Genomic DNA, 14471 nt, shown 5'->3' on the forward strand with positions numbered 1-14471 from the left:
GGCGGCTTTAGCCTGACCAAAAGGGCTAGTTCCTTAGCGCTGGCAATCCCACCCCAGTGGCCTCAAATCCGCCATCCACGGCAATCACCTGACCGGTGACAAAAGATGCTTTTTGCGAGCAGAGAAAATAAATAACTTCGCCAATTTCATGCTCTTGTCCATATCGGTTTAGCGGGATGGCATCATGGTAGGCGTCGATGATTTCCTGCGTATGAACCGCCATTGCCAGTTTGGTGCGCACCGGGCCGGGCGCCACACAGTTGACCCGGATGCCATATTCGCCAAGCTCGACCGCCTGCTGTTTGCTCAGCTGCATCACCGCAGCTTTGGATGTGCCGTACGCCACCCGCAAGGTCGACGCCCGCAGTCCAGAAATCGAGGCAATATTGACCACGCTACCGGCGCCGGCCTTTAGCTGTGGTGTCAGCGCTTGCGTGAGGTAAAACATCCCGTCCAAATTGGTGTCCATCACTTTGCGCCACATTGCGGGATCACACTCTTCAATCGGTCCGAAATCAGCCACGCCTGCATTGTTGACCAAAGCCGCCAGCGCGCCGAATTTTTCCTTTATCTGCGCGGCCACCTGCGTGGCGGTTTCCGGCACGGCAAGATCAAACAGCATAGGCTCGGCCTGGGGCAATTGCGCGGCTGCAGCGCTTAACGCTTCTGCATCGCGGTCCAGGATCGCCACATGGTATCCGTTGGCCTGAAATATTTCTGCGGTAGCCAGTCCAATCCCTCGGGCGGCACCGGTAATGAGCGCTATTTTCTGCATCAGAAGCCTTTCAATTTCTTGTGGATGATTGATCCGCTGTCTTTTCCTTAAACAAAACCGCCCCTTAATGCCAATGCTGGCTTGCCTTGGCGGGTTTGGTTGACTACCTCTTGTGAACCACCCAAAGAGGATTTCATGACTGAAGAGACTTCATTGCTGATTGAGCTAACCGAACAAATGCTGGCAGCAGCGCGCCAAGCGGGGGCCGAGGCAGCAGACGCAATTGCCGTTTCCGGCAGTGCAATAGGTATTGATGTGCGCAAGGGCGGATTGGAACAGGCCGAGCGTTCAGAAGCCACGGAAATTGGTCTTAGGGTCTTGCTTGACCACCGCCAAGCGATCGTTTCCGGCTCTGATTTGCGCGCGGAAACGCTGTCGACAATGGCAGAGCGCGCAGTTGCTATGGCCAAAGCGGCGCCAGAAGACGCTTATTGCGGTCTGGCAGGCCCCGAACAGCTGGCCAAAGATACCGACCACACAGCACTTGAGCTACATGATCCAACGGTTGAGCCAGAGGCGGCGGCATTGCAGAACGATGCCCTGGCGGCAGAAGACGCCGCGCAATCGGTTGAGGGTATTACGCAGATCGAGGCGGCCTCGGCAGGCTATGGTCGCAGTCAGATTTGGATGCAGTCAAGCAATGGATTTTCTGGTGGATACTGCCGCTCATGGCGGTCGCTGTCTTGTGTTAGTATCGCAGGGACCGGCACTGATATGGAGCGTGATTACGACGGCGACTCGCGGATTTTCCAAAGCGATGTGCGCCATCCAGAGGATATCGGGAAAACTGCTGCAACCCGGACAATGGCCCGTCTTGGGCCACGCAAACCCGCCACGGGCCGTTTTCCAGTTTTGTTTGATGAGCGCGTTTCTTCATCGCTTGTTGGCCATCTTCTGGCGGCGGTCAATGGCGCTTCGATTGCGCGCGGATCGTCTTGGTTGCGCGATGGCTTGAATACGCAAGTGCTGCCTGTCGGTCTTTCCATTATCGAAGACCCGCATCGCGCCCGTGTCGGCGGCTCGCGGCTGTTTGACGGCGAAGGTCTGGCCACGCACCGCCGTGCGATTGTGGATCAGGGCGTTTTGACCGGATGGACGCTTGATTTGGCCTCGGCACGGCGTTTGGGGCTTCAATCAACTGCAAATGCCGCTCGCGGTATTTCCGCACCGCCCAGCCCGAGTTCATGGAATATCGAGCTCAGCTCCGGGCATCAAACCCGCGAAGCGTTGATTAAGGACATGGGAACAGGCCTTTTGGTGACATCCCTCATCGGGTCAACAATCAATCCGACAACTGGCGATTATTCGCGTGGTGCATCGGGTTTATGGGTTGAAAACGGCACCATTAGCCATCCGGTAAGTGAATGCACAATTGCCGGTAATCTGCGCGACATGCTGCGCAGCCTGACGCCGGCCAATGATGCGCGCGGTTATCTAAGCCGAGTTGTCCCCTCGCTGCTGGTCGAAGGGATGACCATTGCCGGTGCCTGATCTAGAGCTGCTGATCTCGGTTGCAGAAGAGGCCGCGCAAATTGCGGTGCCGCTGGCCAATGGCCGCGCGGATATGTGGGAAAAATCCGGGGGCGCGGGGCCAGTGACCGAAGCCGATCTTGCAGTCAACGCCATGCTGGAGGCGCGATTGAAAGCAGCGCGGCCCGATTATGGCTGGCTGTCGGAAGAAACCGAAGATGATCCCAAGAGGTTGCTAAAACCGGCCTGTTTCATACTCGATCCCATTGATGGAACCCGCAGCTTTATCGCTGGTGAGCCCAGCTGGGCCCATTCGTTTGCCACTGTTCAAAATGGACAGGTGACCGCAGCGGTGATTTACCTGCCAATCTTGAAGCGGATGTACACGGCCACTTTGGGCGGCGGAGCGACGCTAAATGGCGAAAAGATAGAAGTGCGCAAGGGTCGGGAACTGGCAACGGCTGATATTTTGGCAGCCAGACCTGCGCTTGAGCCGTCGCAGTGGTCCGGCGGCAAAGTGCCAAGGTTTCGGCGGCATCACCGGCCTTCGCTGGCGTATCGCATGGCCCTGGTGGCCGAAGGATCATTTGATGGCATGATTACGTTTCGCGACACGTGGGAATGGGATATTTGCGCCGGCGCGTTAATCGCAGCAGAAGCCGGCGCGGTGGTCAGTGACTGCAGGGACGCGCGGCTAAAGTTTAATGGTGCCTCAGCCATGACCAAAGGGATCGTTGCCGCAACGCAGACAGTGCATGACGAGATTTTCAGCCGGTTAAATATTTAAAAACGGCTGCACAGCTTTGTGGAAAAATTTGCTAAATTTTAACGGCGCTTCGGTCACTGCCAAACAGATGCACGGCTCACCATCAGCGGCCACGGGTGCATGTTCCACATCCCCATCGGCAACTTCGATATCACCGGCCGCAAAGTAGTCATCCTCATCTGCAAACGCACCTTGCAATACCAAAGTCAGCTCTGTTCCGCTATGACTATGATCCGGTACAGCTGTTCCGGGCGGAATGTAAAGCAAACGCGCCGTGGCATCATCAGAAGTCTCAAGGATGGACTGTTTGACGCCCATTCCAATAGATTTCCAGGTGATATCCTCAAACCGGTCGCCAATATAGTCGGCCAGTGGTGCAGGAATTTCACGGGTTTTGTCCAGTGGCTGCTGATCAGCTTGCTGCGGTTCAGTAGCTTGTGGGTCAGAACGGATCATCGACAATGTTCTGGACAAAGCATCCGCTTCTACTGATGCCTGTGAGCTGTCCTCTAAAAGGGCTCCGCCTACGGCGTCAAAACTTTCCAATGCCGCTCGGCATTTGTCGCACATGGAAATGTGTGTTGCCACAGCCAAACTTAAGGCTTCTGGTAGATTGCCTGAGGAATATGCCATCAAGAGGCTATCCGTTAGGTGGTGTTGTATAGTACGCACTGTCATCTCATCATCAATTCATTGCATGCCGAAGCCGCTCAAGCGCTAATCTAATGCGCGATTTGATCGTGCCAAGGGGTAAGCCCGTAGCTTCGGCGATTTCGTTATGGGACATTTCTTTGAAATAGGCGCGCTCAACGAGAACACGTTGTTTTTCGGGGAGCTCTGCAATCGCCTGTCCCAGTTTCTCAGATTCCTGTTGAAGGCCGACCATTTCTTCTTGGTCCGGCTCATGCTCGGGGCCCCAACCCAAATCATCTGGAGTCGGGCGGAGCTGTTTTCGTAGCGCGTCAATTTTCTTGTTCCGCGCGATGGTGAAAATCCAGGTCGCCGCGCTTGCGCGGGTTGGATCAAACAGGTGGGATTTGCGCCAAACGGTCACCATGACCTCTTGAGCGCACTCTTCGGCCAGCCCTACATCAGCTCCGGATTTTATTAAGAAAGCTTTGACCCGTGGAGCGAAATGATAAAACAAACGGGCAAAAGCGGCTTCGCTTTTGTTTGTTTTGATCAGCTCGAGATCTCTTGACCACTCTAATACCGAACGGTCACCTTTAGTTTTTTGCAATTGACGCGCCTTTTGCCTAACCGCACCCTTCGCGGCAGCTTTAACATGCTCCGTCGACAAAGGCGACTGCAATAAAGTCGCGTCATATACATTTAAAGTAGTCATACTGTTATTACGCCGCGATTTTCAAATCAGATCAAAAATTATTTTATTTGTTTTCATCCAATCCTTGGTGCATTGCGTAAACTACTAAAAGGACTGGAGAAATAGATGAACATATCCGCCCACCCGCCCAGCACCCGCAATATTGCTATCATAGGTGCAGGGATATCAGGAATGGGCGCAGCCTTTGCCCTAGCGCAACATCATAACGTGACACTTTATGAGAGCGGCGCCACCCTCGGTGGCCATGCACGGACAAAAATAGCAGGGCGTAATGGTGACCAACCTGTGGACACGGGGTTCATCGTTTTCAACTACGCAAACTATCCAAACCTCACCCGTCTGTTCGAAACATTGGATGTGCCGGTTTGTGAAAGCAATATGAGTTTTGGTGCATCCTTGCAGGGCGGAAAGATAGAGTATGCGCTGGCCAATTTCGGAGCCATGTTTGCACAGAAAAAAAATCTGCTAAATCCAAAATTTCTGCGCATGATTGCCGATATTTTGCGTTTCAACGCGCGCGGCCTAAAAGCGTCAAGGGATACATCAATGACTGTGCGTGATCTTTTGGTGAAATTGGGCACCGGCGATTGGTTTCGGGATTATTACCTGTTGCCGCTCTCTGGGGCCATTTGGTCAACGCCGGTGGAACAAATTCTCGACTTTCCAGCCTATGCAATGATGAACTTTTTCGAAAACCACGCTTTGCTTAGCCATACAGGTCAGCACCAATGGTACACCGTTAGCGGTGGATCGGTCGAATATGTCCGTCGGTTGCAAGCGGCACTTGAGCGGCGTGGGGTTGATATACGCCTAAAAACGGCAGTGAAGGGCGTTAGCCGTAATCCGGTCGGCGTATCGGTCCAAACCGCTGAAGCACCACCCGCCTTTTATGATGAGGTTGTTTTTGCAACCCATTCAGACGACAGCTTGCGGCTTCTTGAGGATGCAACAGACTTCGAGCACGAACAGTTGTCTGCCGTTCAATACCAACCAAACGAAATGATCCTTCACGCTGATCCCAGTGTGATGCCACATAACAAACAGTGCTGGTCAAGTTGGGTTTACAGCGAAGCGGCGGATAAAACATCAGATCGGATTGATCTAACCTATTGGATGAACTCCCTACAGCCTATCCCCAAAGATGATCCGCATTTTGTCACGCTCAATACCACTCGGACAATTAAACAAGAGCTGATTTACGATCAGGCAACGTTTCGCCATCCGGTCTATGATCTTGCGGCACTGCAGGCGCAACAGAATATTGCAGCACAGAACGGCAAAAACCACACGTGGTTCTGCGGCGCTTGGATGAAAAACGGTTTTCACGAAGATGGGCTTTCAAGTGCTTTGGACGTCGCAACCGCAATAGAAGAGCAAACCGCGCTGCGGGTGGCGGCCGAATGAGCGAGGTGTCGCACATTTGCGGCACCACCTGGCATGGCCGCAAGGGCGATTTGGACAATTCATTTCGCTACACGGTCGATTATCTAATGCTTGACTTGGATCAGGCGCAAAAAGCCCCAATGCTGTTTGGCCGCAACCGGGGCTGGCTGTTTAGTCTTTACGACCGCGATCATGGCGGCGCGCCGAAAAACGGCCGTGGCATGGCATGGGTGCGCGATGTACTGGATGATCGTAACATTTCATTAGATGGTAAAGTGTTGCTCTTGGCGCAGCCTCGGATTTTTGGCCATGTGTTCAATCCGGTCAGCTTTTGGCTTTGTTATGATCGGCAAGATGCGCTGTGTGCGGTCATTGCCGAAGTGTCAAATACATTTGGCGACCGCCATTCATATCTATGCAACCACCCTGATCTACGACCGATCGCACCGACCGACCGGCTTACAGCGACAAAAATTTTCCATGTCTCGCCGTTTCAACCCATCGCGGGAACCTATGAGTTCCGCTTTGATTTTCGCGATCAAAAGGTGGGTATCTGGATTGATCTGCAAATGCCCCATGGTGGGGTGATGGCCAATTTGATTGGCAATTATAAACCTTTGCGCAACCGCACCATACTTGCCGCGCTATTGCGCCGGCCGTTCGGATCGCGCCGGGTGCTTGGACTGATCCACTGGCAGGCGCTAAAGCTCTGGTGGAAAGGGGCCAAATACCGCGCCCGACCCGAGCCGCCCAAAGCTGAGGTTTCTTAAGTGCAGCCCCAGCAGCCTAATGCGCGGCTGCCCTACGCTATCTTTGCCATAATGCTCGGTGCAGCGGGGCTTCCGATCTATATCCATGCGCCGAAGTTTTTTGTCGACCAGTACGGTGTGAGCCTTGGGGCACTTGGGGCGGCGCTTTTTGTTCTACGGCTTTTGGATTTTGTCCAAGACCCGCTGCTTGGAACACTTGCTGAAAAAACCAGTGCGGCCCGCGCACGGCCGGTTTGGGCGGCCATTGCGGTTATGGCATTGGGCATGGTGGGGCTGTTTGCCATCACTCCGCCCATTGCACCGGTGCTGTGGTTTTCGCTCACGCTGCTGTGTGTCTTTAGCGGATTTAGCTTTCTAACCATCCGGCTATATGCACAGGGCGTCACCAGCTTTGGCGCTGAGCGTCAGCTTGCTTTGGCACGCTGGCGCGAAACCGGTAGTCTTTTGGGGGTGTGCTGTGCTGCGATGGCACCGAGTTTGCTGTTCGCCATGACGGACCGGCCGTTTGCGGCTTTTGCGGTGGGCTTTGCCGGACTGGCCATAATTGCCGGCTTTGTTATGTCAAAGCACTGGTCGCCCACCGCGCAAGAAATACGTAGCGGCGGCGGCTTTTCTACGGCCCTAGCAGACCCGGTGGTGCGTCAGCTTTTGATCCTTGCGGTGCTGAACACGGCGCCGGTGGCGGTCAGCTCAACGCTGTTTTTATTCTTTGTTGAAAGTCGGCTGCAAGCGCCGGATATGGCCGGACTGTTGTTGATCCTCTTTTTTATCTCGGCGGCTATATCGGCGCCGCTCTGGACCTTTCTGGCCGGTAGGTTTGGGCCAAGGCCAGTTTTGCTGGTGGCGATGATTGCCGCGATTGTCAGCTTTTTCTATGCATTTTTCCTGCAATCGGGTCAGGTCAATGCCTTTATGTTGATTTGCATCGCTAGTGGGGCAACACTGGGGGCGGACCTGTCGATTTTGCCTGCTGTTTTTGCCAAGCGGCTTGCGGTGACCAAAGCTCAGGCGGCGGTTGGGTTTGGGTTTTGGAATTTCGCCTCAAAACTCTCTTTGGCTTTGGCCGCAATCATTGTCTTGCCTGCGCTTGAGCGATTTGGGTATCAACCGGGGATGACAAACACCCAAAGCGGGCTACTTGCTTTGTCGATGGGCTATGCCGCTGTGCCCTGTATTTTGAAACTAGGTGCCATTTGGGTGCTGTTGCGGTTGCAGCTTGGGGATGAAACATGATGAAGAACTGGGCTGGAAAACGCTATTGGCTGGTGGGCGCAAGCGAAGGGCTGGGGGCATCTTTGGCCAAAGAAATGAGTGCTCAGGGAGCCGAACTTATTCTCTCTGCAAGAAATGGGGAAAAGCTCGCGGCAGTCGCACAAGGACTTGCCAATAAGGCAACTGTGTTGCCTTGTGATGTGGGATCACAGGAAAGTGTCGACAAAGCAGTGTCGGCACTGGGAAAAATTGACGGGATTGTTTTTTTGGCGGCCGCGTACTGGCCGGTGTCAGCCCAGAACTGGGATAATGACAAATGCGCGGAAATGGCGAATGTAAATTTCCTTGGGGCCTGCCGGGTATTAGGCCCTGTTGTCGCGCAATTCACAAAGGCCAATAGTGGCCATATTGTCATCACAGGTACGATTGCCGGCGTGCGCGGCCTGCCGTCGTCTATTGGCTATACGGCATCTAAGGCAGGGCTGATGACATTGGCGGAATGCATGAAAATCGATTTGCAGCATACAAATATCAAGCTGCAATTGATAAATCCTGGGTTTATTGAAACAAAGGCATCAGCCCGCAACAGCTTCAAGCTAACTGACGCAATGACGCCGGAATTTGCTGCACGTGAAATGTTAAAATTCATGTCCAAAAAAGGATTTTCTTACACCTATCCAAAAACAATTTTCACACTGTTCATTCGAGCGCTCCAGTTCATGCCAAGCGCGATACATTACAAAGTCTGGAGCTCTTTCGTTAAACCCCGTTGACGCCCAATATGGCGCATTGGTCTAATAGTTTTGTCCAATCAAGCTCTGGTATGATCGACAACCTCTAAATGCTGGGCAAGCTTTTGGATATCCCCCAGCCAGCCACTGACCAAATCGGCGGCATTGGGCGCGGCATGCACTCCGGCGTCAATTTGACCGCCCAAAACGGCGTGGATTGCATAGGACACCGGATAGGATACCAGCCGCGCCATGGTGGTTGATTGTGCATCGCCCCAAGCGTCCATCACATAGGTTTTATGCCATACTGTCTCTTCGCCGTGCTCGGCCTTTAGGCTGACGCATAAAACAACACGGTCCGGCTCGCCCTCATCATAGGCATTTTCCGACCAGAACTGATCTGACATCTCTTTCAGACGCGCTTCACCAGCCTCGCCAGAAAGGGTTTCAATTTCGGCAAAAACATCTGCCCACGCCTCGGTCCAGCCGTTAAGCCGCAGGGTGCCGCGCACAAACTCTTTGACCTTCCAGCTCGGATCAAAGTGATATTGCGCCATAAACGGTAGCGAATCGCGGTTGGGATAGACCTCAAAACTTTCGGGCACCGGCAGCGGGGCGGTATAGCTGCTAATCGCATCCCAAGGGCGGGCCACATCATATTCGGCGAAATCGCGAATGGATTTGGACGGCGAGCGCAGCGCCTTTAGCACCCCAAGCGGCGACCAGCTAAATTTATAGCGAAACGGATTGGCGATTTTGGGAATGCCGCCGCAGTAAGATTTAAAGGACAGCGCATTTTCACCATCACAGGCGGACGAGGCGCGATACTCTTCGATCAGGTGATGCGCCATAAGGTGGTCAATGCCCGGATCAAGTCCCACTTCGTTGACCAAGGCCACACCGGCGGCTTTTGCAGCGTCGTTCAAGGCGCGCATCTCGGGGGCGATATAAGAAGAGCTGACAAAATGCGCAGACTTGGAAATGGCCAGCTCTGCAAGCGGCACATGCCAGTCCCCAGGCAGCATGGAAACCAACACATCGCCGGCCTTTACGGTTTCGGCCAGCGCGCCCATGTCAAAACCGCGTATGTGATCGGTTAGATCACCAACTGCTGCCTGCGCTTTATCAACAGAGCGGTTCCAGACCACCACGTCTTGTCCGTCTTGAATTAGCGCCCGCAACCCCGGGATTGCCGACAGACCAGTACCACACCAGTGAATTGTCATTTTACACCTCAGCTACATGTTGTTCAAAAACCATCTGCGCCCGTTGCCAGACGCCTTGGTCTAGAGTGTCTAGATTGCGCAGCGTTGGCAAGAGCTGGGCCGCAAAATCTTCTGAGCTTTCGCGCGGCAAAAGCGAGGGTAGATTATCAATAGCCATGACATCAAGCACCGGATTATCTGCCACCCGAAGCGCGGGGGCCGCCCAATCGGTGGCCGTGGAATAGACCGGGATCGGGTTATAATCACTATCAGGATCACAGGCGATATCGCCAATCACCCGCAGGTTTCGCGGCATCCTTACAGCTTCGGCGGGCACAAAAACCGGCGTACCCGGGCGCGCCAAAATGCAATTGAAAAACAGGTTGTGCTGCAAAATTTCGCCAAATGGCCCGCCAGAGGCGGTTTCCGCCATATCCCATTTGGTCACTTTAAGCCCCAGTTCGGCGCAAAGATCCGCCGCCCCGGTGCCCACCCGCCCCAAAGCGCCGATGACAATGGCGCTTGGCGATGGATTGGCGCAGCTGTTGAGCGCCGTTCCTAGATCGGCCAGAGCCGCCGCGCGGTCGCTATAGGCGCCGATTGGGCCGCACAGCGCGCCCTTTTGCTGGGCAATCCAGCAATGCATCGCCACCATAGCGCCAGCATAGCCAGCCCAATAGCCAAAGGCGGCCACCCGCCGGCCGGTGTCATCCACCAGATATTCGATATCATACAACGTGCCGCCGCCAGCTTTAAACCGGCGCAGCAAATGCGCACCGGAATGCTGGCCTTTGAAGGCATGGCCGAACATAATATGGCGATGATGCAGGGGTGTGCCATCGTCAGATAATTCTTTAAGGCCAAAGATAATCGCATCGCGCGGCGCATTGGGCCAAGAATTGGTTTCTGCAATAGCGCAGCCCACTGCACGGTAGGCATCGGTTGAAATGGCACGGTTTGCGCTATCCTCGACCGTGAGCCGGTAGCCGGCATCCATTAGCTCTTTTGCGCCCTCGGGGGTGATGCCCACCCGATCCTCGTTTTCGCGTTGTTCCGCGCGTACCCAAAGATGTGTCATAGGCCCTCGCTTTTAGATGTATGTTTTCGCATGTATGCGCTCTGGCAGATCAAGATGCGGTGTCGCGCAATATTGAGTAAGCGATGGCGCATTATAGATCAGCTCAAAGCTGTTCAGGCTGGTATGCGGCACGCTGAGGAAAAGCCTAAAGCAGTGATCTTCTTCGACTTTTAAAACGGTTGCTGCGACGGCGGCGATCACCCCGGCTGAGGATACCAAAAGGACTTTTTCTTGGCCTGCGAGAGCCTCAAGAACAACATCCAATATTCGATTTTGAAAATGCTCATATGTCTCGATAGGAGAGGAAATTTTACCGTCTTTCCAGAAGCTTAGGATGGTTTTTATTTGCTCGGCGAACTCGGCCTGTGATGTGGGATAATCAATATTGTGGCGGCGCTCAAGATCAGCGGCAAGCCCGAAATAATCCATCTCATTGAGCCGCGCATCCTGTTCGTGTGGCAAGCCAAATTGATTGATCCCTTGCGCCGTTTCAATCTGCCGTTTGAGGGTACCGGAATAGATTTTTTCAAATTTTGGCTCAATTTGGCCAAAATACTCACCCAGCCATTTCGCCTGTTGATGACCTATTGGGCTGAGCTGGTCATAGCTGGCCTCATCGCGAGCCTCTGAATTGGCCTGACCATGGCGCACAATCATCACATTGGACATGTTTTTCCTATCCTGCAACCTGCCGGAATAATAACCGGGAGTTTCTTTGAGCATAAAAACGAGCCTAGGAAAAGCCTAGAGCGTGAGCGCGCGCCAAAAACCTTGGGTCAGGGCGATGGCCGTGCAGGGCTTTGCCGCTTTGTATGCAAATCGGGAAAAATGACGCCTATCGGAAACCGCAGTGGCGCAAAAAATAGGTACAATGTCGGGATTGGCAGGATGGGCCTATACGGTCTATGGTTATATCACCCGGTACAGTAAGGGTCGATTAGATGACTGACACCATTCGTTTTACGCTCGATGGACAACAGGTCGAAGCCGAGCGCGGTATGACCATTTGGGAAATTTCCAATGGCCGCGGTTTGGTGATCCCGCATCTGTGCCATAAGCCTGCGCCCGGATACCGGCCCGATGGCAACTGCCGCGCCTGTATGGTCGAGATCGAAGGCGAGCGCACTTTGGCCGCATCCTGCATTCGTGAACCGCAAGAGGGCATGGTGGTGAAAACTGATACTGCCCGCGCCGAAAATGCGCGTAAAATGGTGGTTGAAATGCTGCTGGCGGATCAGCCCGAGCGTGATGTGGCGCATGATAAATCCTCGCATCTGTGGGATATGGCCGAGTTGAACGGTATTAGCGAAAGCCGTATGCCGAAATTGGAAAAAGACCGCATTCCGCTGCTGGATGACAGCCATGTGGCGATGAGTGTGAACTTGGATGCCTGTATTCAATGCGGGCTATGCGTGCGCGCCTGCCGCGAAGTGCAGGTCAATGATGTGATCGGCATGTCGGGCCGCGGCCATGATGCCTATCCGACATTTGATTTTGCCGATCCCATGGGCGACAGCACTTGTGTGGCCTGCGGTGAATGTGTTCAGGCCTGCCCGACGGGTGCGCTGATGCCTGCGACCGTGGTGGATGATCAGCAGATCGGCGATAGCGGTGATTATGACCGCGAGGTTAAAAGCGTTTGCCCGTTCTGCGGCGTCGGCTGTCAGGTGTCGTTGAAGGTCAAGAATGATAAGGTCAAATTTGTCGAAGGCATCAACGGCCCCGCGAACGAAGGCCGGCTCTGTGTCAAAGGACGCTTTGGATTTGATTATATCCATCATGACCACCGTCTGACGAGACCTTTGATCCGCCGCGAAGATGCGCCCGCCAAGGGGCTTAATGTTGACCCGTCAAACTGGCAGGAATTTTTCCGCGAAGCCAGTTGGGATGAAGCGCTTGATTTTGCCGCCGATGGTTTAAGCGCTTTGCGCCGTGACAAAGGCGGCCCTTCTGTGGCCGGTTTTGGGAGCGCCAAATGTACCAATGAAGAAGCTTATCTATTCCAAAAGATGATCCGTCAGGGTTTTGGTCACAATAATGTCGATCACTGTACGCGGCTGTGCCATGCCTCGTCGGTGGCAGCGCTGATGGAAAATGTAGGCTCGGCGGCGGTGACCGCCACTTTTAACGAAATCGAAAATGCCGATGTCGCCATTGTCATCGGGGCCAATCCGGTTGAAAACCACCCGGTTGCTGCGACTTATTTCAAACAGTTCACCAAACGCGGTGGCAAATTGATTGTGATGGATCCGCGCGGACAAGCACTTAAGCGCTTTGCGTCACACATGCTTCAGTTCCGGCCCGGAGCCGATGTTTCGATGCTGAATGCGATCATGCATGTGATTGTCGAAGAAAGGCTATATGACCAACAGTATATTGAAGCCTATACCGAAAACTGGGAGGCGGAAAAAACCCATCTAACAGATTTTGCGCCTGAGAAAATGGCTGAGATCTGCGGTATTGAGGCCGATGTACTGCGCGATGTGGCGCGCACCTTTGCCGGTGCGCAGGCAGGCATGATTTTCTGGGGTATGGGCGTGTCCCAGCATATTCACGGCACGGATAATAGCCGCTGTCTGATTTCGCTGGCCCTGATGACCGGTCAGGTGGGACGGCCGGGCACTGGCTTGCATCCGCTGCGCGGGCAAAACAATGTTCAGGGCGCCTCGGATGCGGGGCTTATCCCGATGTTCCTACCCGATTATCAAACTGTCACCGATGACGGGGTGCGCAGCGCCTTTACCAGCGTGTGGAATTCGGGTGACTTTTCATCGCAAAAGGGCCTGACCGTGACTGAAATAATGGATGCGGTTCATACTGGCGATATTCACGGCATGTATATTTTGGGTGAAAACCCGGCGATGTCGGACCCCGATGTCGAGCACGCGCGTGATGCTTTGGCCAAATTAAGCCATCTGGTGGTGCAGGATATTTTCCTCACCGAAACGGCCAATTATGCCGATGTGATCCTGCCAGCCAGTGCCTTTGCGGAAAAATCCGGCACCGTGACCAATACCAACCGTCAGGTTCAGATGGGCCGGCCCGCAGTGCCGCCCCCCGGCGAAGCGCGCGAAGATTGGTGGATCGAGGTCGAACTGGCCAACCGGTTGGGGCTCAATTGGGACTATCAGAGCCCTGCGGATGTGTTCGCTGAAATGAAGATTAACATGGCGTCCTTGGACAATATCACATGGGACCGGCTGTCGGCCGAAAACGCGGTGACCTATCCGTCGCTTTCCCCAGAGGACCCCGGTCAGGCCATTGTCTTTGGCGATGGATTTCCACGCACCGACGGGCGGGCAAAGTTCACACCGGCCAGTGTGATTGCGCCGGATGATGTGCCCGACGCCGAATATCCGATGATTTTAACCACCGGGCGGCAGCTTGAGCATTGGCATACGGGGTCTATGACCCGTCGCTCGAATGTTCTGGATGCGGTTGAGCCCGAGGCAAACTGCTCATTGCATCCCAAAACCCTGCGCCGGCTTGGAGTAGAACCCGGTGGCCATGTGCGGCTGACCACGAAACGCGGCAGTGTGGTGGTGATGGCGCGCGCTGACCGCTCTGTGGCTGAGGATATGGTGTTTTTGCCCTTTGCCTTTGTGGAAGCGGCGGCCAATATTCTAACCAACTCAGCCGTTGATCCTTATGGGAAAATTCCCGAGTTCAAATTTAGCGCGGTCAAAGTTGAGAAAGCCAAAGTGGATCAAGTGGCGGCCGAGTAAAAGCTGCGCAG

13 protein-coding genes are annotated in these 14471 nt (G+C 54.1%); 7 read left to right on the plus strand and 6 right to left on the minus strand.

What is annotated here, in order from left to right:
• Positions 1–25: 25 nt before the first annotated feature.
• Positions 26–778 (minus strand): SDR family oxidoreductase, encoded by a 753-nt coding sequence (locus GN278_02425; protein XAT59774.1) that lies wholly within the window; start codon positions 776–778, stop codon positions 26–28.
• Positions 779–910: 132 nt separating this feature from the next.
• On the opposite strand from GN278_02425, the gene GN278_02430 reads away from it, so the two are divergent.
• Positions 911–2266 (plus strand): TldD/PmbA family protein, encoded by a 1356-nt coding sequence (locus GN278_02430; GenBank protein ID XAT59775.1) that lies wholly within the window; start codon positions 911–913, stop codon positions 2264–2266.
• Positions 2253–3032: a 3'(2'),5'-bisphosphate nucleotidase CysQ gene (locus GN278_02435; protein XAT59776.1), complete on the plus strand. Its 780-nt coding sequence runs from the start codon at positions 2253–2255 to the stop codon at positions 3030–3032. The genes GN278_02430 and GN278_02435 overlap by 14 nt, the downstream gene beginning before the upstream one ends.
• Here the strand turns inward: GN278_02435 and GN278_02440 are convergent.
• Both GN278_02440 and GN278_02445 read right to left on the minus strand, forming a co-directional pair.
• On the minus strand, positions 3021–3689 hold the full coding sequence (locus GN278_02440) for a transcriptional regulator (protein XAT59777.1): 669 nt from the start codon (positions 3687–3689) through the stop codon (positions 3021–3023). The genes GN278_02435 and GN278_02440 overlap by 12 nt on opposite strands.
• 7 nt (positions 3690–3696) lie before the next feature.
• Positions 3697–4356, minus strand: a complete 660-nt coding sequence (locus tag GN278_02445; protein XAT59778.1) for a sigma-70 family RNA polymerase sigma factor — start codon at positions 4354–4356, stop codon at positions 3697–3699.
• Between the two features lie 105 nt (positions 4357–4461).
• Between GN278_02445 and GN278_02450 the strand changes: the two genes are divergently transcribed.
• From GN278_02450 to GN278_02465, 4 genes are read left to right on the plus strand one after another with little or no spacing between them, the layout of a single operon-like run.
• Positions 4462–5760, plus strand: coding sequence for an FAD-dependent oxidoreductase (locus GN278_02450; GenBank protein ID XAT59779.1), 1299 nt, complete (start codon positions 4462–4464; stop codon positions 5758–5760).
• On the plus strand, positions 5757–6509 hold the full coding sequence (locus tag GN278_02455; protein XAT59780.1) for a DUF1365 family protein: 753 nt from the start codon (positions 5757–5759) through the stop codon (positions 6507–6509). Before GN278_02450 ends, GN278_02455 begins: the two co-directional genes overlap by 4 nt.
• 51 nt (positions 6510–6560) lie before the next feature.
• Entirely contained in the window at positions 6561–7742 is a 1182-nt protein-coding gene (locus tag GN278_02460; protein XAT62510.1) for a sugar:cation symporter, read from the plus strand.
• A complete protein-coding gene (locus GN278_02465) occupies positions 7742–8494 on the plus strand; it encodes an SDR family NAD(P)-dependent oxidoreductase (protein XAT62511.1) in 753 nt (250 codons plus the stop codon). Before GN278_02460 ends, GN278_02465 begins: the two co-directional genes overlap by 1 nt.
• 38 nt (positions 8495–8532) lie before the next feature.
• On the opposite strand, the gene GN278_02470 is transcribed toward GN278_02465, so the two are convergent.
• The 3 genes from GN278_02470 to GN278_02480 are packed head-to-tail and all read right to left on the minus strand — an operon-like array spanning position 8533 to position 11458.
• The gene (locus GN278_02470) at positions 8533–9678 is read right to left on the minus strand and encodes a saccharopine dehydrogenase (GenBank protein ID XAT59781.1); all 1146 of its coding nucleotides are present in this window, start codon (positions 9676–9678) and stop codon (positions 8533–8535) included.
• Position 9679: 1 nt separating this feature from the next.
• Positions 9680–10735 carry a saccharopine dehydrogenase gene (locus GN278_02475; GenBank protein XAT59782.1) on the minus strand — a complete coding sequence of 352 codons (1056 nt, stop codon included), beginning with the start codon at positions 10733–10735 and terminating at the stop codon, positions 9680–9682.
• Positions 10736–10747: 12 nt separating this feature from the next.
• Entirely contained in the window at positions 10748–11458 is a 711-nt protein-coding gene (locus tag GN278_02480) for a histidine phosphatase family protein (protein XAT59783.1), read from the minus strand.
• 218 nt (positions 11459–11676) lie between these two features.
• On the opposite strand from GN278_02480, the gene GN278_02485 reads away from it, so the two are divergent.
• Positions 11677–14460 carry a formate dehydrogenase subunit alpha gene (locus GN278_02485; protein ID XAT59784.1) on the plus strand — a complete coding sequence of 928 codons (2784 nt, stop codon included), beginning with the start codon at positions 11677–11679 and terminating at the stop codon, positions 14458–14460.
• Positions 14461–14471 lie beyond the last annotated feature (11 nt).

Source organism: Rhodobacteraceae bacterium Araon29, from assembly GCA_039640505.1.
Classification (GTDB): domain Bacteria; phylum Pseudomonadota; class Alphaproteobacteria; order Rhodobacterales; family Rhodobacteraceae; genus CABZJG01.